This is a genomic window from Rhodococcoides sp. S146-33 (assembly GCF_059489205.1).
On record NZ_JCAJWY010000002.1, the window covers coordinates 1,015,413 to 1,036,352 of the forward strand.

23 protein-coding genes are annotated in these 20,940 nt (G+C 63.9%); 18 read left to right on the forward strand and 5 right to left on the reverse strand.

The features are described from left to right. Positions 1-11 precede the first annotated feature (11 nt). A complete protein-coding gene (locus tag AC5WEY_RS13285; RefSeq protein WP_032377091.1) occupies positions 12-2,273 on the forward strand; it encodes a polyribonucleotide nucleotidyltransferase in 2,262 nt (753 codons plus the stop codon). Positions 2,274-2,340: 67 nt separating this feature from the next. After that, positions 2,341-3,627 (forward strand): M16 family metallopeptidase, encoded by a 1,287-nt coding sequence (locus tag AC5WEY_RS13290; protein WP_495646194.1) that lies wholly within the window; start codon positions 2,341-2,343, stop codon positions 3,625-3,627. On the opposite strand, the gene AC5WEY_RS13295 is transcribed toward AC5WEY_RS13290, so the two are convergent. After that, the gene (locus AC5WEY_RS13295) at positions 3,608-4,180 is read right to left on the reverse strand and encodes a TetR/AcrR family transcriptional regulator (RefSeq protein ID WP_495646195.1); all 573 of its coding nucleotides are present in this window, start codon (positions 4,178-4,180) and stop codon (positions 3,608-3,610) included. The two genes, AC5WEY_RS13290 and AC5WEY_RS13295, sit on opposite strands and share 20 nt — an antisense overlap. A gap of 53 nt (positions 4,181-4,233) precedes the next feature. Here AC5WEY_RS13295 and AC5WEY_RS13300 point away from each other — a divergent pair, with 53 nt between their 5' ends. Together AC5WEY_RS13300 and AC5WEY_RS13305 are read left to right on the forward strand one after the other, a co-directional pair. After that, positions 4,234-4,908 (forward strand): lysophospholipid acyltransferase family protein, encoded by a 675-nt coding sequence (locus tag AC5WEY_RS13300; RefSeq protein ID WP_495646196.1) that lies wholly within the window; start codon positions 4,234-4,236, stop codon positions 4,906-4,908. Beyond that, a complete protein-coding gene (locus AC5WEY_RS13305; RefSeq protein WP_495646197.1) occupies positions 4,905-5,702 on the forward strand; it encodes an SDR family oxidoreductase in 798 nt (265 codons plus the stop codon). The genes AC5WEY_RS13300 and AC5WEY_RS13305 overlap by 4 nt, the downstream gene beginning before the upstream one ends. A gap of 18 nt (positions 5,703-5,720) precedes the next feature. Here AC5WEY_RS13305 and AC5WEY_RS13310 read toward each other — a convergent pair whose 3' ends face one another. Next, positions 5,721-6,464, reverse strand: a complete 744-nt coding sequence (locus AC5WEY_RS13310; protein ID WP_495646198.1) for a polyprenol monophosphomannose synthase — start codon at positions 6,462-6,464, stop codon at positions 5,721-5,723. A gap of 70 nt (positions 6,465-6,534) precedes the next feature. Continuing rightward, positions 6,535-7,326, reverse strand: coding sequence for a 2-phosphosulfolactate phosphatase (locus AC5WEY_RS13315; RefSeq protein WP_495646199.1), 792 nt, complete (start codon positions 7,324-7,326; stop codon positions 6,535-6,537). A 66-nt stretch (positions 7,327-7,392) separates the two neighbouring features. Between AC5WEY_RS13315 and AC5WEY_RS13320 the strand changes: the two genes are divergently transcribed. Further along, complete coding sequence (locus AC5WEY_RS13320; protein ID WP_495646200.1) at positions 7,393-7,824, forward strand: hypothetical protein; 432 nt, start codon at positions 7,393-7,395, stop codon at positions 7,822-7,824. A 9-nt stretch (positions 7,825-7,833) separates the two neighbouring features. Here AC5WEY_RS13320 and AC5WEY_RS13325 read toward each other — a convergent pair whose 3' ends face one another. After that, on the reverse strand, positions 7,834-8,109 hold the full coding sequence (locus AC5WEY_RS13325; RefSeq protein WP_495646201.1) for a hypothetical protein: 276 nt from the start codon (positions 8,107-8,109) through the stop codon (positions 7,834-7,836). A gap of 98 nt (positions 8,110-8,207) precedes the next feature. On the opposite strand from AC5WEY_RS13325, the gene AC5WEY_RS13330 reads away from it, so the two are divergent. Together AC5WEY_RS13330 and AC5WEY_RS13335 are read left to right on the forward strand one after the other, a co-directional pair. Continuing rightward, on the forward strand, positions 8,208-8,858 hold the full coding sequence (locus AC5WEY_RS13330; protein WP_495646202.1) for an AMIN-like domain-containing (lipo)protein: 651 nt from the start codon (positions 8,208-8,210) through the stop codon (positions 8,856-8,858). Between the two features lie 79 nt (positions 8,859-8,937). Further along, positions 8,938-9,384, forward strand: a complete 447-nt coding sequence (locus AC5WEY_RS13335; RefSeq protein ID WP_495646203.1) for a hypothetical protein — start codon at positions 8,938-8,940, stop codon at positions 9,382-9,384. Between the two features lies 1 nt (position 9,385). Here AC5WEY_RS13335 and AC5WEY_RS13340 read toward each other — a convergent pair whose 3' ends face one another. Beyond that, entirely contained in the window at positions 9,386-10,099 is a 714-nt protein-coding gene (locus AC5WEY_RS13340) for an aquaporin (RefSeq protein WP_495646204.1), read from the reverse strand. A 290-nt stretch (positions 10,100-10,389) separates the two neighbouring features. Between AC5WEY_RS13340 and AC5WEY_RS13345 the strand changes: the two genes are divergently transcribed. Genes AC5WEY_RS13345 through nuoK form a run of 11 tightly spaced genes read left to right on the forward strand, consistent with a single transcriptional unit; the run spans position 10,390 to position 20,927 of the window. Beyond that, a complete protein-coding gene (locus AC5WEY_RS13345) occupies positions 10,390-10,749 on the forward strand; it encodes an NADH-quinone oxidoreductase subunit A (protein WP_057477794.1) in 360 nt (119 codons plus the stop codon). Positions 10,750-10,804: 55 nt separating this feature from the next. Next, positions 10,805-11,359: a NuoB/complex I 20 kDa subunit family protein gene (locus AC5WEY_RS13350; RefSeq protein WP_495646205.1), complete on the forward strand. Its 555-nt coding sequence runs from the start codon at positions 10,805-10,807 to the stop codon at positions 11,357-11,359. Then, entirely contained in the window at positions 11,356-12,012 is a 657-nt protein-coding gene (locus AC5WEY_RS13355) for an NADH-quinone oxidoreductase subunit C (RefSeq protein ID WP_495646206.1), read from the forward strand. Before AC5WEY_RS13350 ends, AC5WEY_RS13355 begins: the two co-directional genes overlap by 4 nt. Continuing rightward, positions 12,012-13,310 (forward strand): NADH dehydrogenase (quinone) subunit D, encoded by a 1,299-nt coding sequence (nuoD, locus tag AC5WEY_RS13360; protein WP_057477675.1) that lies wholly within the window; start codon positions 12,012-12,014, stop codon positions 13,308-13,310. Before AC5WEY_RS13355 ends, nuoD begins: the two co-directional genes overlap by 1 nt. Then, positions 13,307-14,218, forward strand: coding sequence for an NADH-quinone oxidoreductase subunit NuoE (gene nuoE, locus AC5WEY_RS13365; RefSeq protein ID WP_495646207.1), 912 nt, complete (start codon positions 13,307-13,309; stop codon positions 14,216-14,218). The genes nuoD and nuoE overlap by 4 nt, the downstream gene beginning before the upstream one ends. A gap of 1 nt (position 14,219) precedes the next feature. Next, positions 14,220-15,521: an NADH-quinone oxidoreductase subunit NuoF gene (nuoF, locus tag AC5WEY_RS13370; RefSeq protein ID WP_495646208.1), complete on the forward strand. Its 1,302-nt coding sequence runs from the start codon at positions 14,220-14,222 to the stop codon at positions 15,519-15,521. Continuing rightward, the gene (locus AC5WEY_RS13375; RefSeq protein ID WP_495646209.1) at positions 15,518-18,022 is read left to right on the forward strand and encodes an NADH-quinone oxidoreductase subunit G; all 2,505 of its coding nucleotides are present in this window, start codon (positions 15,518-15,520) and stop codon (positions 18,020-18,022) included. The genes nuoF and AC5WEY_RS13375 overlap by 4 nt, the downstream gene beginning before the upstream one ends. Before the next feature lie 26 nt (positions 18,023-18,048). Then, on the forward strand, positions 18,049-19,329 hold the full coding sequence (gene nuoH, locus AC5WEY_RS13380; protein WP_057477796.1) for an NADH-quinone oxidoreductase subunit NuoH: 1,281 nt from the start codon (positions 18,049-18,051) through the stop codon (positions 19,327-19,329). Further along, complete coding sequence (gene nuoI, locus AC5WEY_RS13385) at positions 19,322-19,867, forward strand: NADH-quinone oxidoreductase subunit NuoI (RefSeq protein ID WP_057477678.1); 546 nt, start codon at positions 19,322-19,324, stop codon at positions 19,865-19,867. Before nuoH ends, nuoI begins: the two co-directional genes overlap by 8 nt. Further along, positions 19,864-20,631: an NADH-quinone oxidoreductase subunit J gene (locus AC5WEY_RS13390; protein ID WP_495646210.1), complete on the forward strand. Its 768-nt coding sequence runs from the start codon at positions 19,864-19,866 to the stop codon at positions 20,629-20,631. The genes nuoI and AC5WEY_RS13390 overlap by 4 nt, the downstream gene beginning before the upstream one ends. Beyond that, positions 20,628-20,927: an NADH-quinone oxidoreductase subunit NuoK gene (gene nuoK / locus AC5WEY_RS13395; RefSeq protein ID WP_008717020.1), complete on the forward strand. Its 300-nt coding sequence runs from the start codon at positions 20,628-20,630 to the stop codon at positions 20,925-20,927. The genes AC5WEY_RS13390 and nuoK overlap by 4 nt, the downstream gene beginning before the upstream one ends. Positions 20,928-20,940: the final 13 nt, after the last annotated feature.

Here is a 20,940-nt window from a genome sequence, read left to right on the forward strand (position 1 = left end):
GAACAGAACACATGTCGGAAACCACAACCTTGGACGTCGAAGAAGGCGTCTACGAAGCAACCGCGATCATCGACAACGGCACGTTCGGCAAGCGGACCATCCGCTTCGAGACCGGCCGCCTCGCACAGCAGGCCGCAGGCGCAGTCGCCGCGTACCTCGACGAGGACACCATGCTGCTGTCGGCAACGACCGCAGGCAAGCACCCCCGTGAGGGATTCGATTTCTTCCCGCTGACGGTCGACGTCGAAGAGCGCATGTACGCCGCGGGCCGGATCCCCGGATCGTTCTTCCGCCGTGAGGGCCGTCCGTCCACCGACGCCATCCTCACCTGCCGCCTGATCGACCGGCCGCTGCGTCCGACGTTCGTCGACGGACTGCGAAACGAGATCCAGGTCGTCATCACCGTCCTGAGCCTCAACCCCGCCGACCTCTACGACGTCGTCGCGATCAACGCGGCATCGGCCTCGACACAGATCGCCGGCCTGCCGTTCTCCGGCCCGATCGGTGGCGTCCGCGTCGCTCTCATCGACAAGCAGTGGGTCGCCTTCCCGACCAACGAGCAGCTCGAGAAGGCCGTGTTCAATATGGTTGTCGCGGGCCGCATCGTCTCCGGCTCCGGTGCCGACGCCGACGTCGCCATCATGATGGTCGAAGCCGAGGCAACCGAGAACGTCATCGAGCTCATCGAAGGTGGCGCTACCGCACCCAACGAAGCCGTCGTCGCCGAGGGCCTCGAGGCTTCGAAGCCCTTCATCGCTGCCCTGTGCACCGCCCAGCAGGAGCTTGCGTCCAAGGCCGCCAAGCCCACCGGCGACTACCCGGTCTTCCCGGCGTACCAGTCGGACGTCTTCGAGGCCGTCGAGAACGCCGCGAAGATCCCGCTGAACGAGGCGCTGACCATTGCGGGCAAGGCCGAGCGCGAGAGCAAGCTCGACGAGGTCAAGGCTCAGGTTCTCACCTCGGTCGGAGACAGCTTCGCCGGCCGCGAGAAGGAGATCGGTGCCGCATTCCGTGCACTGACCAAGAAGTCGGTTCGCCAGCGCATCCTCACCGATCACTTCCGCATCGACGGACGCGGCATCACCGACATCCGGTCGTTGTCCGCCGAGGTCGCGATCATCCCGCGTACCCACGGATCGGCTCTCTTCGAGCGCGGCGAGACCCAGATCCTGGGCGTCACCACCCTCGACATGGTCAAGATGGCGCAGCAGGTCGACTCGCTCGGGCCCGAGACGTCCAAGCGCTACATGCACCATTACAACTTCCCGCCGTACTCCACCGGTGAGACCGGCCGCGTCGGTTCGCCGAAGCGTCGCGAGATCGGTCACGGCGCGCTCGCCGAGCGCGCTCTGCTGCCGGTGCTGCCCAGCCAGGCAGAGTTCCCGTACGCCATCCGCCAGGTCTCCGAGGCACTGAGCTCCAACGGCTCGACCTCGATGGGCTCGGTCTGCGCATCGACCCTGTCGCTGCTCAATGCCGGTGTGCCGCTGCGTGCCCCGGTTGCCGGTATCGCCATGGGCCTCGTGTCCGACGAGGTCGACGGCGAGACCCGTTACGTCGCCCTCACCGATATCCTCGGTGCCGAAGACGCGTTCGGCGACATGGACTTCAAGGTCGCCGGAACCAAGGACTTCGTCACGGCGCTGCAGCTCGACACCAAGCTCGACGGCATCCCCTCCAAGGTGCTCGCCGGCGCGCTGTCGCAGGCCAAGGATGCTCGCACCACGATCCTCGAGGTCATGGCCGAGGCCATCGACACCCCGGACGAGATGAGCCCGTACGCACCTCGCGTCACCGCGATCAAGGTGCCCGTCGACAAGATCGGCGAGGTCATCGGGCCCAAGGGCAAGATGATCAACTCCATCACCGAGCAGACCGGTGCCAACATCTCGATCGAAGATGACGGCACTGTCTACGTCGGTGCAGCGGACGGCCCGTCCGCACAGGCCGCGATCGACATGATCAACGCCATCGCCAACCCGCAGCTGCCGAAGGTCGGCGAGCGATTCCTCGGAACCGTCGTCAAGACAACGGCATTCGGTGCATTCGTCTCGCTGCTCCCGGGCCGCGACGGACTGGTGCACATCTCGAAGCTCGGTAACGGCAAGCGCATCAACAAGGTCGAGGACGTCGTGAGCGTCGGATCCAAGTTGCGCGTCGAGATCGCCGATATCGACAACCGCGGCAAGATCAGCCTCGTTCCCGTCGAAGACGACAACGCTGCTGCTCCCGCCGACGCTCCCGAGGCACCCGCCGAGGTCAGCGCTGAGTAAGAAGCAACCGAGCCGAACGGTACGTCCCTTCGGGTCGTACCGTTCGGCCGTTACGGACAACGTCGCCATGGATTCCGGAGTGCAGCGTACGACTCTGCCCGGCGGGCTTCGGGTCGTCACCGAGTTCGTGCCCGGCGTTCGCTCGGCCTCGGTCGGCGTGTGGGTCGGAGTGGGCTCACGGGACGAGCAACCCAGTGTTGCCGGAGCCGCCCACTTCCTCGAACATCTGTTGTTCAAGTCGACTCCCACCCGCAGTGCACTCGAGATCGCGCAGGTGATGGACGGTGTCGGGGGAGAGCTGAACGCGTTCACCTCCAAGGAGAGCACGTGTTTCTATGCGCACGTACTCGACGAGGACGTGGCACTCGCCATCGATTTGGTCAGCGATGTGGTGCTCCGCGGTCGGTGTAGATCGGCAGATGTGGACGTCGAGCGGCAGGTGGTTCTCGAAGAGATCTCCATGCGCGACGACGATCCCGAGGATCTGCTGGGAGATGCCTTCCTGGAAGCGATGTTCGGTGATCACCCCATCGGGCGTCCGATCATCGGATCCGTCGAATCCATCGAATCGATGACGCGTTCCCAACTGCACTCGTTTCACGTTCGCCGCTACACGCCGCAGCGCATGGTCGTTGCCGTCGCGGGCAACGTCGATCACAAGCAGATCGTCTCGCTGGTGCGCCGCGCATTCTCCGGCCATCTGGCGAAGGGCGAACGACCGGCCGAAAGGCGAGGTGGCACAGCGCGATTGCGCAATGCGCCCACGTTGAGTCTGACCACCCGTGACAGCGAGCAGGCGCATCTGTGCCTGGGCGTGCGGGCGTTCGGCAGACACGAAGGGCATCGCTGGGCGTTGTCGGTGCTCAATTCGGCTGTCGGCGGTGGCCTCAGTTCTCGCTTGTTCCAAGAGATCCGGGAAGAGCGGGGCTTGGCGTATTCGGTGTACTCCTCGGTGGACACCTTTGCCGACAGCGGCGCGTTCTCGGTGTACGCGGGATGTCAGCCGGAGAACTTGGGCGAGGTCACCACGATGATTCGCGAGGTGTTGGCCAAGGTTGCGGCCGAGGGCATCACCGACGCCGAGTGTGCTCGCGCGAAGGGCTCGTTGCGCGGCGGACTCGTTCTGGGCCTGGAAGATTCGGGTTCCCGGATGAACCGCATCGGTCGCAGTGAACTGAACTACGGCAACCATCGCGACATCACCGATACGCTCTCGCGTATCGACAGCGTCGGGAACGACGAAGTGCGCGAGGTCGCTGCCGTGTTGCTCGATCGTCCGTTCGGAGCCGCGGTGGTCGGTCCGTACAAGAACGTCCGCCAACTGCCGGCGTCGGTCAAGTCCCTGGTTCGGTAGCGTCGGCCATCGCATCGCGTACTGCGCGGCGGGTCAATTCCGTCACCGCTGGCGTGTCGATGATCGGCTCGAATGCGTGAGTGGAGTTGAGCGCGGCGATTCCGTGCACGGAGGTCCACAGTCGTAGGGCGGTGAACTGTGGATTCTCCGGCGCGACGGCAGCGAGTGTCGCGGTGAGAGCTTCGAACAGCTGTCGCGATTCTTGTCGCAGATTCTCACCGGAGCCATCGAGCAGGTCGTGCCTGAAGACGAGAGCGAACATCGCCGGCCGCTGTGCCGCAAACTGCACATAAGCGTACGCCATCGCATCCAGTGCATCTCGGGGTGAATCCGACTGTTGTGCAGCAGAATTCAGTGCGGTCGAGAGATCGACCAGACCGACTCGGGCCACGGCCGCGGCCAGTGCGTTCAGTGTCGGAAAGTACCGCCTGGGAGCGCCGTGTGAGACCCCGGCCTCGCGAGTGACCGCTCTGATGGTCAACCCTTCCGGCCCTTCGCTGTCGAGTAGGCGTACACCCGCGTCGATCAGTCGCGTCCTGAGGTTGTCCGGCACGTAGACATTGTCTACTCTCAGCCGTGACGATGTCCAGCCGAGAGGATCGATCAATGTGGTATCTGCTTTTCAAGTACGTGTTGATCGGACCGATTCTCCGAGTTCTCGGGCGTCCGTCGGTGGTCGGTCGAGGCAATCTCCCGACGACGGGACCGGTGATCATCGCCGGCAACCACCTCACCGTCGTCGACTCGTTCTTTCTCGTCCTCCTGGTTCGTCGCCGGGTCACGTTCATCGCCAAGAGCGAGTACTTCACCGGCGGAGGGGTCAAGGGGGCGGTGCTCCGCTGGTTCTACTCGGCTGCGGGTCAGGTTCCCGTCGATCGACGCGGTGCCGACGCGTCGGCTCCAGCGCTCGAGGCCGCGAAAAGCGTTCTGCGACAGGGAAAGGTGTGGGCGGTGTATCCGGAAGGAACTCGATCTCCGGATGGCCGGCTGTACAAGGGCAAGACCGGCCTGGCTCGAGTGGCAATCGAGACGGGTGCTTCGGTCGTGCCTGTGGTGATGCAGGGAACGCTCCGAGTCAATCCGGTCGGTTCTCGAATGTGGCGACCGGGAAAAGTGCGGATGGTCGTCGGTGAACCGCTGCATTTCACGAGATATGCTGGGGGAGAGAACAGTAGAGCCATTCTGCGGGCCGTCACCGATGAGGTGATGACGGCGCTGGCCAACCTGTCGGGGCAGGAATACGTCGACGTGTACGCCGCGACAGTGAAGGACGCGGCATGACCTCGGACGCGCAGGCACGCGGCAGAACAGTCCTCGTGACCGGCGTCGGTCGGCGCGAGGGAATCGGCTTCGCCATCACCCGACGACTGTTGCGTGACGAGAGCACGCGTGTCTTCGCGCACTCGTGCGATGGCTACGACGTCACCGAGCCGTGGGGAGTCGGCACACCGGGAGCAAGGGAGGTGTTGGCCGAGTTGTCGACCGCCTCGGACAGACTCGGCCACCTCGACATCGACTTCGTAGACCCGACAGCACCGGCGACCCTGTTCGACGCGGCCGAATCCAGGCTCGGCACCATCGATTCTCTGGTGGTCAATCATGCGCGATCGCAGCTGGGTGATCTGAATTCGACGACGGCGGAGTCGCTCGACCTGACCTGGGCGGTGAACGTGCGCGCGTCTCTGCTTCTGGTGCAGGAGTTCGTGCGGCGTTACGAGGATCATCCTGACGGTGGCCGGGTCGTACTGTTCACCTCCGGCCAGGACGAGGGGCCCATGCCGTCGGAAATTCCGTACGCGGTGAGCAAAGGTGCCATCGCGTCGATCACCCCGACCCTGGCCGATGCGGTGATCGAGCGAGGCATCACCGTCAACACGATCAATCCGGGACCCACCGACACCGGCTGGGCCGGCACAGATCTGAACGAATTCGTAGGACGCCACATGCCGCGCGGTCGGTGGAATTCACCGTCGGAGGCCGCGGCCGTGGTGGCGATGCTGCTCTCGCCCGATTCGGGCTCGATCACCGGTCAGGTCATCGGTGCCGAAGGCGGATTCAGACGCTTCACACCGTGATGGCCGCCGGTGCGTAGGTCACAGTTTCTTCTTGCCCAGCAACAATTTCCAGGGCACCAGGGCCGATTCGAGCTGTACCGACAGGCTCATCTTGGATTCGCCCTCGCTACGCTCCTCGAACGTGATCGGCACTTCGGCGAGCGTCAGTCCGTGCTTGACGGTCCGATAGTTCATCTCGACCTGGAACGCGTACCCGTTGCTCTCGACCGACGCCACGTCGATGGTGCGGAGAGTGCGCGCGTGCCACGCTTTGAATCCTGCAGTCGCGTCCTTGACGCCGAGTCGCAGGATCGTGTTGACGTAGAAGTTCGCCCAGGCGGACAGCGCCTTGCGGTGCCAGGGCCAATCTGCGGCAACCGCTCCGCCGGGAACGTATCGCGATCCGAGAACCACTGCTGCATCGGTGGTGTTCAGCTTGTCGATCATTGCCGGGATCACCTCGGTGGGGTGCGAGAGATCGGCATCCATCTGGATCACGATGTCCGCGCCTTCGTCGAGAGCCCGCGTCATACCCGCGACGTATGCGCGGCCGAGTCCGTTCTTCTCGGTGCGGTGGAGAACACTGATGTCGAGAGGGCCGTCGATGGCCAGTTTGTCCGCCAAGTCGCCGGTACCGTCGGGTGAATTGTCGTCGACGACCAGCACGCCGAGCCCCTCCAGCTTCAACCCGGCGAGCAACTCGACGAGCTTGGGGAGGTTCTCGCGCTCGTTGTACGTCGGTACAACGACGGTGGTCTTCGGGGCGACTCGTTCCGTACTCACCACCGTATGATCCGTGATCAGAGGTCCCGATCCAAATATCGGACACGATCGGCCGTGTCGAATGGGCGATTCAGCCCTCTGTCGAACCTGCGATCGTCCGTCGACGAGTGGCGTCGACGAACATTCCGTCGCGCACGATCGGAACGCAGCCACTCGAGCCGGTCTCGGCGGCGATCACCACGTCCTCGGGATGCCCCATCGCGATCAGCTCCTGTCCGGACGCGCATCGCCGCAGCTCGGAGGCCACATCCTGCTTCACGGCTCGCCACGCCGCCGCGGCCGCCACCGCTTCCGCAGACGCATCGACTGCCCCGGAATCGAGAAGTTCGGCGATGACCGCACCCGCACCCCACAGGTCCTCGACGGCGGGACGCATGGACGCATCGGGCCACCGTTCACCGGACGCTATGACGGCAATCACGGCGGTCGGGTTCTCGGCACGTATCCACTTCGCGACCGCCGCGGCATTTCTCAACGATGCGCCCACACACAAGTCTGCCCGGCTCGCGAGCTCGTGCGCGATGGTGGAGCCATTGGGTGACGGCAACACCAGACGGGCGGGTGGTGGACTGTTCCGGATACTGGCCGGGCACAGGCTGATCCGGCCCGGTGAGCCCACCGAACGGCCGACGGCGAGAACTGCGTCGAACTCTTCGGCCAGCTGCGAGGCTCGGTCATCGCGCCAGCGGGACGGAATCACATCGATACCCGCATCCATCGCCACTGTCAGCGTCGTCGTGAACGACAGGACGTCGACGATCACGGTGATGTCCGACCCGTCGACGATCGCATCGGCCCCCGAGAGACCCCACTCGAATCGGACTCCCTGTGCGCGCTGAGACAGTTCGGGGTCGACAAGCATTGCCGAACGGTAGCAAAGCAGGCGACGGTGCTACCTTCGGCGCGTAATCGAGTGGGGGAGTCGAAGATGCAGTTGGCGCTGGATACAAGGGTGATCGTCCTGGCGGCAGGTCTTCTGTTGCTCTGGGCTCTGGGGTTGGGGGTGTTGAAATACCGCCAGATGTCGACCTCGGCGGACGGGGCGGCGCATCGGTACGTCGACATCGCTCACCGGGCGGCGCTGATGTACTCGTTCGCCGCGCTGGTCTTGGCCGTTCTGGCGCAGTTCAGTGCCTGGCCGGTTCTGGTCGACCTGGCCGCCGCGTCGGTGGTGTTGCTGTTCTTCGTGGGTGCGATTGCCGGATACACCGTACATGGGGTCCGCCGGGATACCGAGAACCAGTTCGTCGATCCCGTCCCGGGGACGCATCTGTTCATGGTGGCGTTGATCGTCGGCGAAATCGGCGGTACAGCCGTACTGCTCACCGGTTTCGCAATCCAGCAGTTCGGTTCGAGCTGAAACCGAGAGCTACCGAGGGTCCAGATACAACTCGGCGGTCTCGGTGGCGACCGCGGACACCGCAGCAGCAAGACCCGGCTCCAGGTCCAGCGCAGCGGTGAGTCGTTCCCCTCGCAGTCCCTGCGTTCGCAGCAGCTCCCAGGCTTGTTCTACGAGGCGTACCGAGGTGGGGTGGTCCAATTCGGGGCGGTTGGAGCGCAGTGCAGTCGCAGCCCAGTCCGCGTCGAACGTCCCGTTGGGCGGACCGAACACACGCTCGCCTGACGAATAACTTCTCGGCTCCATATACCGACGCTAGCAGCATCGACCGTCGGTGTGATCGTGACCGAATAGCGTCGGAGCAGCACTACCGAACCGATCGGTTTGTTCGGTAGGTTACGGCGATGTACGAAGGTCACCACAGCAAGCCGGGTGCGTCCATAGCGGCCTGGTCACTGGTGGCTGTTGTGCTGACGGGCTGCTCCGGTACCGACGTCGCCACCGGGATCGACGAGGTCCCGGCCGGCACGAACTACACCACGGTCACGGGTTCTTTGGTGGTCGGAGACCCGTTCGCTGTTCCGGGTTCCACCGCCGCTCCAACGGCCGTGATTCCCTACGCCGACGAGCTTCCCCCGAATCTCGAAGGTGCCCGATACCCGGGAATGTCGCCGGTCGGTGTCGCCGATGTCGTGTTCGTGGGGTCCTCGGCCGTCGAATATCGGCTGGCGGGCAACGGTCCGGTGTCGTACACGGTTCGTTATGTCGACGAGGCGGTGCGATACGCCACGAGTGAACCCGTCGCGGTGCCGGGAAAGTCCGTACTGCAGGTCGATCTGTCCGGGACGTCGACAGAACCGAACGATGCCGTCCCGGCATACGCCGGGCCCGAGCGGATACGCAACGATGCGAATTCGGCCGTGGTCTCGGTTGACTTTCTGGCCGATCCCGGCGGAATTTCGCAATCGTTCATCGGGGTGGGTGCCGATCGGCCCGAATTCACGGTGACCACGACGGAAAGTCCTGCCGCAGTGATCGTCAGCATCGCATCCTGACGAACGCGTGAACGTCGAATGCACCTCGGCCCTGGCTGTTTCGGTCCGTCTGCGTCGGCCGAGCGGTAGCATCCCCGGTGTGTCCGACGCCACTGCGAGAGAGAATCTGCCGGCTCGACTGCGGGTGCTCGTCTACAGCAGCAATGCCGAGACTCGCACTCGGGTGAAGTCTGCCGTGGGAACGCGACCGGATCCGGTGCTCGGCGAGATCGACTACGTCGACATCGCCACGGCAGCTGTCGTCATCGAGCACATGGATGCCGGCGAAGTCGACTTGGCCATTCTCGACGGTGAGTCCTCACCCGTCGGAGGGCTCGGCTTGGCGAAGCAGCTCAAGGACGAGATCGATCCGTGCCCGCCGGTGCTGGTACTCATCGGCCGCCCCGACGACAGGTGGTTGGCGGACTGGTCACGCGCCGAGGCTGCCATCGCGCACCCGCTGGATCCCATACGTCTCGGGCGTGCGGTGGTGGATCTGTTGAGGCAACACTCGGTTCACGTCGACGGGGTCTCCCAACGGCGTTAGGTCAGACCGTCTTCTCCGATGCAGGCACCGTCAGCACGAACCGGTGGATCGAACCGGCGATGACGGCTCCGAGCACAGGGAACACCACGAACACCCAGAGTTGAGACAGTGCAGGACCGCCGGCGACGAGCGCAGGTCCGAAGGACCGAGCCGGGTTGACCGAGGTCGAGTCGATGCCGATGCCGAGCAGGTGAACCACGGTCAGGGTCAGGCCGATCGGGATGCCGGCCGCGACGACGGGGTGAACGGTAGGAGCCGTGGTGGCCAGTACGACGAGGACGAGTAGGCCGGTCGCGATCGTCTCGAACACCGCCACCGACATCAGCCCGTACGCTCCGGGCGAGGCGCTGCCGAACCCGTTGGTGCCCAGTCCGTCCGACGACATGTCGTACCCGGGGCGGCCGGACGCTACCGCCAGAACGATCAGCGCGCCGATCAGTGCACCGACGGCCTGGGCGGCGATGTAGAACGCAGCTTTGATCGGGGTGATTGCGCGAGCGATCAGCGCTCCGATCGTCACGGCCGGGTTGATGTGGCAGCCCGAGACAGGGCCGATCGCGTACACGAGGGCAAGCAGTGTCAGCCCGAAGGCCAGAGCGATGCCCGGGGTTCCGACGGTGTCGCCCGCTATGACGGCGGTGCCGACGCCGAAGATCACGAGCAGGGCAGTTCCCAGTCCCTCGGCGGCGAGCGCCGAGACGGAAATCGATTTCATCGTTTCTCCTTCTTGATCACGGCGGCCCGTGCTCGGGCGGCCGGCAATATTCGATGGTTTGTCGTCGACCGCTGCTCGGAGCGCATGCGATCGAGGTGGTGATACGGAACACACCGGCGGTGGCACTCGGGGACGGGCCGCCATGGGTGTCAACGGTGTAGGAAACTGGACCGCTCGAAATCCCGCGAGATTCGCACCGAACCCATACTGTGTGGTTCAGGTCACATTGGTACGGCCGTCGCATTTACTTCGCGTCGGCGCGGACGTCGATCGAGGGAGCGGATGCCCGAATGAACGCCTACGTTCCGATTCTCGTTCTCGGTGTCATTGCGATCGTCTTCGCGGTGTTCTCGGTGATGGTCGGCACCATGGTGGGGCCCGCACGATACAACCGCGCGAAATTCGACGCGTACGAGTGCGGTATCGAGCCCACGATGCATGCGCCTACGGGGCAACGGTTTCCGGTGAAGTTCTACTTGACCGCAATGCTCTTCATCATCTTCGACATCGAAATCGTCTTTCTCTATCCGTGGGCCGTCCATCTCGATGTACTGGGCGCGTTCGGGCTGGTCGCGATGGCGCTGTTCGTCGTCAACGTGTCGGTCGCGTACGTATACGAGTGGCGGCGGGGCGGACTCGGTTGGGATTGATTCGACGATGAACCGTGCTTGTTCTCATTTCTGCGGAAGCGAAAGAGCGTGATCGATGGGACTCGAAGAAAAGCTACCCAGTGGATTTCTGTTGACCACCGTCGAAGGGTTGGCCGGATACGCCCGTAAAGGTTCGCTGTGGCCGGCCACGTTCGGTCTCGCGTGCTGCGCGATCGAGATGATGGCCACCACGTCCGGGCGGTTCGACCTTGCCCGATTCGGTATGGAAGCGTTTCGCGCGTCTCCGCGGCAAGCGGATCTGATGATCGTGGCGGGGCGCGTCAGCCAGAAGATGGGTCCGGTGCTGCGGCAGGTGTACGACCAGATGGCCGAACCCAAATGGGTCCTGGCGATGGGGGTCTGCGCGTCCTCCGGCGGGATGTTCAACAATTACGCGGTGGTCCAAGGCGTCGATCACATTGTTCCTGTCGACATCTATCTGCCGGGTTGCCCGCCGCGACCGGAGATGTTGCTCAACGCAATTCTGGAGTTGCACAGAAAGATTCAGCAAATGCCGCTCGGGGTCAATCGCGAGCAGGTGCGCGCGGCCGCCGAAGCCGCGGCGCTGTCGTCCACCCCGACGATCGACCTCAAGGGCCTGCTGCGATGACTGCGCACGGGCCCCGCGGGATGTTCGGTGTCCAAGGCACCGGTGACACATCCGGCTATGGCCGACTGCAACCGCCGGTGGCAGCGATCGATACCGCCGTGCGGCCCTACGGCGGTTACTTCGATGCAGTGGTCGACCGGCTGGCCGCAGTTCTCGAAGCCGGTGCAGTGCCGTACGAGGACGCCGTCGAACGCGTCGTGAAGCATCGTGGCGAGTTGACACTCCATCTCACTCGACAGTTTGTGCCCGTCGTGGCGCAAACGCTGCGCGACGACGACGAGCTGCGATTCGAACTGTGCACGGGCGCATCGGGTGTGCACTATCCGGATCAGACCGGCCGCGAATTGCATGCGGTGTACCACCTTGTCTCCATCACACACGGACGTCGCCTGCGACTCGAAGTCGCCGTACCCGATGCGGATCCACACACGCCCTCACTGTGTGGGGTGTATCCCACCAACGATTGGCACGAACGCGAGGTCTACGACTTCTTCGGCATCGTGTTCGACGGCCATCCTGCATTGACGCGTATCGAGATGCCCGACGACTGGGTCGGTCACCCGCAGCGCAAGGATTATCCGCTCGGCGGAATTCCCATCGAGTACAAGGGCGCTCGGGTTGCGCCCCCGAACGAGCGCAGGTCGTACAACTGATGAGCGCAACAGACGAAACCATATATGCGGTATCGGGGCAGGATTGGGACGACGTCGTCGAACTGGCGCGCGGGTCCAGCACCGAACGGATCGTGGTCAACATGGGTCCGCAACACCCATCCACTCACGGAGTGCTGCGGTTGATTCTCGAAATCGAGGGCGAGACCGTTACCGAGGCTCGGTGCGGAATCGGCTACCTGCACACCGGAATCGAGAAGAACCTCGAGTATCGGAACTGGACTCAGGGCGTCACCTTCGTCACCCGCATGGACTACCTGTCGCCGTTCTTCAACGAAACTGCGTACTGCCTCGGTGTGGAGAAGCTGCTCGACATCACCGACGACATCCCCGAGCGCGCAACGGTGATCCGCGTGATGCTGATGGAGCTGAATCGCATTTCGTCCCACTTGGTTGCATTGGCAACGGGCGGAATGGAATTGGGTGCGGTGACGGCGATGCTGTTCGGCTTCCGCGAGCGAGAGCTGATCCTCGATGTCTTCGAGGCCATCACCGGGCTCCGAATGAATCATGCATACATCCGTCCTGGAGGGCTGTCTCAAGATCTCCCGGACAATGCGATCGACAAGGTGCGCGAGCTTCTCCGAGTGCTGCCAGGACGCCTTCGAGATCTCGAACTCATGCTCAACGACAACCCGATCTGGAAGGCCAGAACCGAGAACGTCGGCTACCTGGACCTCACCGGATGCATGGCCCTCGGCGTCACCGGCCCGGTGCTTCGGTCGACCGGGCTGCCCTACGATCTGCGCCGTTCCGATCCCTACTGCGGATACGACAGCTACGAGTTCGACGTGGTGACCGACACCGGAAGCGACTGTTACGGGCGCTATCTGATCCGGGTGGAGGAGATGAAGGAATCACTCAAGATCGTCGAACAGACCCTCGATCGCCTGCGACCGGGACCCGTCGTCATCGACGACAAGAAGATCGCCTGGCCTGCCGATCTGGTGTCGGGACCCGATGGCCTGGGAAACTCACAGGATCACGTGCGCACCATCATGGACACCTCGATGGAATCGCTGATCCACCACTTCAAACTGGTGACCGAGGGGATGCGGGTACCGGCGGGGCAGGTGCTGTCGTCGGTGGAGTCTCCACGAGGTGAGCTGGGCGTCCACATCGTCAGCGACGGCGGAACACGGCCGTACCGAGTGCATTTCAGAGACCCTTCCTTCACCAATCTGCAGGCAGTCGCCGCGATGTGCGAGGGCGGCATGATCTCCGACGTGATCGCTGCGGTTGCCAGCATCGATCCGGTGATGGGTGGGGTGGACCGATGACCGCGCAGTCGCACTCGGAGCCGGTTCTGATTCAACTCGGGGCCCGCCCGGACGAAGCGGTGCAACTGGCCGGGCCGGGTGCGCGAACGTCGTATCCCGCCGAGGTGCTCACCCGGCTGCGAGCCGACGCCGAGATCGTTGTCGCACGTTATCCGCAGGCACGATCGGCGCTGCTGCCGTTGTTGCATCTCGTGCAATCCGAGGACGGCTACCTCACCCCCGCCGGGATCGGATTCTGTTCCGACGTACTCGAACTGACCGGCGCGGAGGTCACTGCCGTCGCAACGTTCTATTCGATGTATCGCCGCGAGCCCACGGGGACGTATCGCGTCGGCGTGTGCACCAATACGCTGTGCGCCGTCATGGGCGGTGACGCCATCATGGAGACCCTGCGCGACCACCTCGATATCGACCACGGCGAGACAACCGGGGATGGCACCATCACCCTCGAACACATCGAATGCAACGCCGCCTGCGACTACGCACCGGTGATGATGGTCAATTGGGAGTTCTTCGACAACAGCACCCCGTCGTCTGCGCGGGATCTGGTCGATGCACTTCGATCCGGTGCTCAGGTCGCCCCGACGCGTGGAGCACCACTGTGCACGTTTCGTGAGACCGAACGAATTCTCGCCGGATTTCCCGACGACCCCCGCGATGCGGTCGAATCATGCAGTGGCGCAGGTGAAGCCACTCTCGCCGGTCTGCGCTACGCCCGCGAGCACGCCATGTCTGCCCCCGAGGTCGCATCGGACCCGGACGACGGGCACCCCGATGTCGAGACCCCCGATGTCGGAGCCGAAGCAGTTGCGGACACGGTGCGAGACAAGCCTGCCCCGGCGCCCTCGGCCACCGTGCCACCACAGCCGAACACCACCGAGACCGATCCATCGACGAAGGGGGAGTGACATGGCCCTGACGCCGGTCTTGAGCGAGTTCTGGGACGAAAAGGACTCGTGGACCCTCGACAGCTACCGAAGTCACGACGGATACGCGGGGCTCGAGAAGGCTCTCGCGATGGACCCCGACGACCTCATCGCCTTCGTCAAGGAATCCGGCCTACGAGGCAGAGGTGGTGCGGGCTTTCCTACCGGAACGAAGTGGAGCTTCATACCCCAGAACGACGGCAAAGAGCACTATCTGGTGGTCAATGCCGACGAGTCCGAGCCGGGTACCTGCAAGGACATGCCGCTGCTGATGGCGAGTCCGCATACGCTGATCGAGGGAATAGTGATCGCCGCGTACGCAATTCGCGCGTCCCACGCCTTCGTGTATGTCCGCGGTGAAGTGGTGCCGGTGTTACGCAGGCTGCAGGCCGCGGTCGCCGAGGCCTACTCGGCGGGCTATGTGGGACAGGACGTTCTCGGATCGGGCTTCGACCTCGAGTTGGTGATTCACGCCGGGGCCGGCGCATACATCTGCGGCGAAGAGACAGCCCTGCTCGATTCGTTGGAGGGTCGGCGTGGGCAACCTCGGCTGCGGCCACCGTTCCCCGCAGTGGCGGGCCTGTACGCGCGCCCGACCGTGGTGAACAACGTAGAATCGATCGCCAGCGTTCCGGTGATCCTGCGCAAGGGAATCGAGTGGTTCCGGTCGATGGGCAGCGAGAAGTCACCGGGGTTCACGCTGTATTCCATGTCGGGCCACGTCTGCCGTCCGGGACAGTACGAGGCACCGCTGGGGATCACGCTGCGGGAGTTGCTCGGCTACGCGGGCGGGATCAGACCGGGACACGAACTGAAGTTCTGGACGCCGGGAGGATCCTCGACACCGATGTTCACCGGCGAGCATCTCGATGTCCCACTCGACTACGAAGGCGTCGGTGCCGCCGGATCGATGTTGGGTACCAAAGCACTGCAGATCTTCGACGACACGACGTGTGTGGTGCGAGCGGTGTTGCGGTGGACCGAGTTCTACGCACACGAATCCTGTGGAAAATGCACACCGTGCCGGGAGGGGACCTACTGGCTGGTGCACATCCTCAGGCGTCTCGACGGTGGTACCGGCACCGAGGGCGACCTGACCACGCTGCTCGACATCGCGGACGGTATCGCGGGAAAGTCCTTCTGCGCGTTGGGAGACGGTGCCGCGAGTCCCATCGTGTCCTCGCTGAAGTACTTCCGCGACGAATACATCCGTCACGTCACCGAGCAGGGATGCCCGTTCGACCCGCACCGATCGACCCTGATGGCAGAGGAGCTGACGTCATGACGCTACCCCCGGGTCGTTCCGCAGGCTCCACTCCTGAATCCCCGGGTCGTTCCGCAGGCTCCACTCCTGCACAGCCTGAGCAGTCGGTCACCGGAGTCGAGATGGTGACATTGACCATCGACGACCACGAGGTCAGTGTTCCCGAGGGCACGTTGGTGATTCGTGCTGCGGAATTGATGGGAGTGCAGATTCCGCGCTTCTGTGATCATCCGCTGCTCGATCCGGTGGGGGCCTGCCGGCAATGTCTCGTCGATGTCGAGGGGCAGCGGAAGCCGCTGGCCTCCTGTACGACGACGGTGGCCGACGGCATGGTCGTGCGCACACAGGTGACGTCGGAGGCGGCGAACAAGGCGCAACGAGGCGTGATGGAACTATTGCTCATCAATCATCCGCTCGACTGCCCGGTGTGTGACAAGGGCGGTGAATGTCCACTGCAGAACCAGGCAATGGCTGCGGGCCGCACCGAGTCCAGGTTCACCGAGACCAAACGTACCTATCCCAAGCCGATTCCGTTGTCGGCCGAGGTTCTGCTCGATCGAGAGCGCTGTGTGCTCTGCGCTCGGTGTACTCGTTTCGCGGCTCAGGTTGCCGGAGATCCCTCCATCGAGTTGCTCGAACGAGGTGCGGTGCAACAGGTGGGCATCTTCGGTAACGAACCGTTCGACTCCTACTTCTCGGGAAATACGGTTCAGATCTGTCCGGTGGGGGCACTGACGAACACCGAGTATCGATTCCGGGCCCGACCTTACGACCTGACCTCGTCGCCGAGCGTGTGCGAGCACTGCGCAGGCGGCTGCGCTCAACGTACCGACCACCGACGCGGCAAGGTTCTTCGACGTCTGGCCGGAGACGATCCCCAGGTCAACGAGGAATGGAACTGCGACAAGGGCCGCTGGGCGTTCCATTACGCCACCGGGACCGACCGCATCACCGCGCCGATGGTCCGTGACGAATCGGGCGTATTGGTCGAGACGTCGTGGTCGGCTGCCCTCGCGGCCGCAGCAACAGGATTGGCCGCGTCCATCGGTCGTGCGGCGGTACTCGTGGGTGGAAGATCGACCCTCGAAGACTCCTACGCGTACGCCAAGTTCGCTCGAACGGTATTGCATACCAACGATATCGACTTTCGTAACCGTAGCCACAGCGCAGAGGAAGCGGACTTCCTAGCCGGTCGCATCGCTGGGACCGGATTGGGAGTCACGTATACCGACCTCGAGAATGCCCCCGTGGTTTTGCTCGTCGGGTTCGAGCCCGAGGAAGAATCGCCGTTGGTGTTCCTGAGACTGCGCAAGGCACACCGAACTCGGGGCCTGGTGGTGGCTTCGGTCGCGCCCTGGGCCAGTAGAGGCCTACGCAAACTCGATGGCGTTCTGCTGCAATCGGTTCCAGGAGAAGAGCCGCAGTGGCTCGACGCCTTGCACGTCGGTGATCGAGGCACCGAATCGATTGCGCAACTCCTCCGCGAGCCCGGATCGATCGTTCTCGTCGGAGAGCGGCTCGGCGCTGTCTCGGGTGGACTGTCCGCAGCGTCGACGTTGGCCGACGACACCGGAGCGAGGTTGGCGTGGATTCCGCGGCGCGCGGGAGAACGTGGCGCGCTCGACGTCGGCGTGCTGCCGAATGTGCTGTCGGGCGGGCGGCCTGTGGCCGACGCGTCGGCGCGCGCCGAGGTGGCAGCCGTGTGGGGAGTGGCCGAACTCCCCGCAGACGTGGGCCGCGATACCGCCGCCATATTGGCGGACGCCGGTCCCGATCGCGTACTTATCACGGCCGGCATCGACCCTGACGATCTACCCGATCCGCGCGGTGCGCTCGCCGCGGTGGACCGATCGGCATTCGTGGTCAGTCTCGAACTTCGACACAGTGCCGTCACCGATCGCGCCGACGTGGTGTTCCCGGTGGCTCCGGTGGTCGACAAGCAGGGAACCTTCGTGGACTGGGAGGGACGACCACGCGCATTCGACACTGCACTCGGCGCAGGCGCGGTCTTACCCGACCAGCGCGTGCTCGATGCCATCGCCGAACAGATGGGGACAGAGTTCTCGCTGCCCGACGCGGCTGCAGCACGCGCTGAGCTGGCTCGCCTCGATGGCTGGAACGGATCGCGGATCCCCGTGCCCCGAGTGACTCCGCGTCAGGACACGCCACCGCTCGCGCCAGGGGAGGCGATTCTCGCCACCTGGCGGATGCTCATCGACTCGGGGCGGATGCAGGACGGCGAGGTCGATCTCGCGAAGACCGGTCGCCCGCCTACGGTCCGACTGTCCGCGGCGACTGCGTCGACGATCGAGGCGCAGGCCGGTGACTGGGTGCGGGTCGAGACGGACGGCGGCTCGATCACGCTGCCGCTCGACATCTCCGACCTACCCGACAACGTGGTGTGGGTGCCGATGAACTCGCCCGGTTCCTCGGTGTACCGCTCGCTCGGCGCAGAGTCGGGTGCGGTGGTGAAGATTCGCAGGGCACAGCCTGCGGAACGACCCGGGGGTGAAGCATCGTGATCGTCGCCGCACCGACCGATCTGTCTATGTTCGGCACCGACCCGTGGTGGTTGGTGATCGGCAAGGCCTTGGCGGTCTTCGTATTCCTGGTTCTCACACCGCTCGTGGCGATCTATGCCGAACGCAAGATCATGGCGTGGATGCAGATGCGCGTCGGGCCCAATCGAGTAGGCCCGTGGGGACTGTTGCAGTCGCTGATGGACGGGATCAAGCTCGCACTGAAGGAGGGAATCACTCCGACCGGCGTCGACAAGCCGATTTACATTCTGGCTCCGATCATTTCGGTGGTTCCTGCCTTCATGGCCTTCGCGGTGATTCCGTTCGGGCCCGAGGTGTCGGTGTTCGGTACCACGACTCCGCTACAGATGACCGATCTGCCGGTGGGGGTTCTGTACATCCTCGCGGTCACCTCGGTGGGTGTGTACGGGATCGTCTTGGCCGGTTGGGCGTCGGGTTCGACCTACCCGTTGCTGGGCGCACTGCGGTCGACGGCGCAAGTCATCTCCTACGAAGTTGCGATGGGTCTGTCCTTCGCTGCAGTCTTTCTGTACGCGGGGACCATGTCGACCTCCGGGATCGTTGCTGCGCAACAGAACACCTGGTACGTTTTCTTGCTCCTGCCGTCGTTCCTGGTGTACGTGACGGCGATGGTCGGGGAGACCAACCGCGCGCCCTTCGACCTACCCGAGGCCGAAGGGGAATTGGTGGGCGGGTTTCACACCGAGTACTCCTCCTTGCGTTTCGCGATGTTCATGCTTGCCGAGTACATCAACATGGTCACGGTGTCCGCGCTCGCCACCACGTTGTTCCTGGGCGGCTGGCGGGCTCCGATTCCGTTGAGTCTGTGGAGCGGTGCGAATTCCGGATGGTGGCCGGTGCTGTGGTTCGTCGTCAAGGTGTGGGTGTTCCTCTTCGTCTTCATCTGGTTGCGTTCGACGTTGCCGAGGTTGCGTTACGACCAGTTCATGAACTTCGGCTGGAAGATCCTCATTCCCGTCGCTCTGGTGTGGGTGATGGTGATCGCGACGGTTCGGGTACTCGGGGCCGGTCGATACGACGTGCCTGTGGTCACGTTCGTCGCGTCGACGATCTTCGCGGTCGTCGTTCTGGGTTCTCTGCTGCTCATGCTTCGGAAGCGGTCGCGTGTCCGGAACGTTCCACCGCCGGCGTCCACCGAGAAATTCGACGCTGCGGCGGGCGGATTCCCGGTTCCTCCCATCCACCCGCAGGGCACGAACATCGCGAGCCGGCATGCCGGAGCACGGTCACACCCGGCCAGGTCACTGAAGGAGAACGCCGATGCCTGAATTCCTCGGTCCCATAGCAGGATTCGGCGTCACCTTCGCCACCATGTTCAAGAAACCCGAGACCGAGCTGTATCCGGAGGAGAAGAAGCCGACCGAGGTTCGCTATCACGGTCGGCATCAGCTCAATCGGTACGCCGATGGCCTCGAGAAGTGCATCGGGTGCGAGCTCTGCGCGTGGGCGTGCCCCGCCGACGCCATCTACGTCGAAGGAGCGGACAACACCGAGACCGAGCGGTTCTCGCCCGGCGAGCGATACGGCGGGGTCTACCAGATCAACTATCTGCGGTGCATCGGCTGCGGATTGTGTGTGGAGGCCTGTCCGACACGGGCTCTGACGATGACCAACGAGTACGAACTCGCCGGTGACAACCGAGCAGACCTGATCTACGAGAAGGATTCGCTGCTGGCACCGCTGGAGCCGGACATGGTGGCGCCACCGCACGCGATGGCACCGGGGCGTTCGGCCGAGGACTACTACCGCGGCACCGTCACCGGTGCCGAGAGCGAGGCCGAAACCGATCGCGGTCCGGTTCGATGACTGCCACGGTGCAGCTGGCCCTCGAAGCAACCTCCACCGGTGAGGCCGTGCAATTCTGGACCCTCGGTGTTGTCGCGGTCATCGGTGCTCTGGGTGTGGTGATGAGCACGAAAGCTGTCTACTCTGCACTGTTTCTCGCCGCCACCATGGTGGTGCTCGCCACCTTCTATATGGCGCAGGGGGCGCTGTTCCTCGGTGTCGTGCAGATCGTCGTCTATACCGGCGCGGTCATGATGCTGTTTCTGTTCGTCCTGATGCTCGTCGGGGTGGACTCCTCGGAGTCGCTGACCGAGACATTACGAGGGCACCGTATCGCGGCCGTCGTCATCGGAATCGGCTTCGGGCTGTTGATCATCGGGGTACTACTACGTGACTCGGCCCGCGCCGGTCGACTCGATTTCGTCGGGCTCGACGCGGCCAACTCCACCGGTAACGTCGAAGGCCTGGCCGAGCTGATCTTCGTCGAGTACGTATGGGCGTTCGAGCTGACCGGAGCGCTGTTGATCACGGCCACCATCGGGGCCATGATCCTGGCGCACCGGGAAGCGCTGGGACCGGTGAAGGGTCAGCGAGAGATGTCGCAGGACCGGTTCCGTGACGGCTCGAGGGTGACTCCGTTGCCGAGTCCCGGTGTGTTCGCTCGTCACAACGGCGTGGATCGCCGGGCTCTGCTGCCGGACGGAAGCGAGTCGGAGTCGTCCGTCAATGCACTGTTCGCGGATCCACGGAGCCAGTACAAGGTGGACGGGGGTGACGAGCGATGAATCCCGAGAACTACCTCTACCTGTCGGTGCTGCTGTTCACGATCGGCGCAGCGGGAGTCATCGTCAGGCGCAACGCCATCATCGTGTTCATGTGCATCGAATTGATGCTCAACGCAGTCAATCTCGCGTTCGTCACCTTCTCCCGCATGCACGGCAATCTCGACGGGCAGTTGTTCGCGTTCTTCACCATGGTGGTCGCTGCTGCCGAGGTGGTGGTGGGCCTGGCGATCATCATGGCCATCTTCCGTTCTCGTCGCTCGATCTCGATGGACGAGAACTCTCTGATGAAGAACTGACGGGGGAGCAGAA

Excerpts from the sequence above, each read along its gene's own strand:
- AC5WEY_RS13315 (WP_495646199.1), bottom strand. The coding sequence starts at position 7,326 with ATGCTTGTCGACCCCGAACTGTCTCAGCGCGCACAGGGAGTCCGATTC.
- AC5WEY_RS13285 (WP_032377091.1), top strand. The coding sequence starts at position 12 with ATGTCGGAAACCACAACCTTGGACGTCGAAGAAGGCGTCTACGAAGCA.
- AC5WEY_RS13330 (WP_495646202.1), top strand. The coding sequence starts at position 8,208 with ATGTACGAAGGTCACCACAGCAAGCCGGGTGCGTCCATAGCGGCCTGG.
- AC5WEY_RS13320 (WP_495646200.1), top strand. The coding sequence starts at position 7,393 with ATGCAGTTGGCGCTGGATACAAGGGTGATCGTCCTGGCGGCAGGTCTT.
- nuoH (WP_057477796.1), top strand. The coding sequence starts at position 18,049 with ATGTTCGGCACCGACCCGTGGTGGTTGGTGATCGGCAAGGCCTTGGCG.
- AC5WEY_RS13390 (WP_495646210.1), top strand. The coding sequence starts at position 19,864 with ATGACTGCCACGGTGCAGCTGGCCCTCGAAGCAACCTCCACCGGTGAG.
- AC5WEY_RS13290 (WP_495646194.1), top strand. The coding sequence starts at position 2,341 with ATGGATTCCGGAGTGCAGCGTACGACTCTGCCCGGCGGGCTTCGGGTC.
- nuoD (WP_057477675.1), top strand. The coding sequence starts at position 12,012 with ATGAGCGCAACAGACGAAACCATATATGCGGTATCGGGGCAGGATTGG.
- AC5WEY_RS13300 (WP_495646196.1), top strand. The coding sequence starts at position 4,234 with ATGTGGTATCTGCTTTTCAAGTACGTGTTGATCGGACCGATTCTCCGA.
- nuoE (WP_495646207.1), top strand. The coding sequence starts at position 13,307 with ATGACCGCGCAGTCGCACTCGGAGCCGGTTCTGATTCAACTCGGGGCC.
- AC5WEY_RS13305 (WP_495646197.1), top strand. The coding sequence starts at position 4,905 with ATGACCTCGGACGCGCAGGCACGCGGCAGAACAGTCCTCGTGACCGGC.
- AC5WEY_RS13350 (WP_495646205.1), top strand. The coding sequence starts at position 10,805 with ATGGGACTCGAAGAAAAGCTACCCAGTGGATTTCTGTTGACCACCGTC.
- nuoI (WP_057477678.1), top strand. The coding sequence starts at position 19,322 with ATGCCTGAATTCCTCGGTCCCATAGCAGGATTCGGCGTCACCTTCGCC.
- nuoF (WP_495646208.1), top strand. The coding sequence starts at position 14,220 with ATGGCCCTGACGCCGGTCTTGAGCGAGTTCTGGGACGAAAAGGACTCG.
- AC5WEY_RS13340 (WP_495646204.1), bottom strand. The coding sequence starts at position 10,099 with ATGAAATCGATTTCCGTCTCGGCGCTCGCCGCCGAGGGACTGGGAACT.
- nuoK (WP_008717020.1), top strand. The coding sequence starts at position 20,628 with ATGAATCCCGAGAACTACCTCTACCTGTCGGTGCTGCTGTTCACGATC.
- AC5WEY_RS13325 (WP_495646201.1), bottom strand. The coding sequence starts at position 8,109 with ATGGAGCCGAGAAGTTATTCGTCAGGCGAGCGTGTGTTCGGTCCGCCC.
- AC5WEY_RS13345 (WP_057477794.1), top strand. The coding sequence starts at position 10,390 with ATGAACGCCTACGTTCCGATTCTCGTTCTCGGTGTCATTGCGATCGTC.
- AC5WEY_RS13375 (WP_495646209.1), top strand. The coding sequence starts at position 15,518 with ATGACGCTACCCCCGGGTCGTTCCGCAGGCTCCACTCCTGAATCCCCG.
- AC5WEY_RS13355 (WP_495646206.1), top strand. The coding sequence starts at position 11,356 with ATGACTGCGCACGGGCCCCGCGGGATGTTCGGTGTCCAAGGCACCGGT.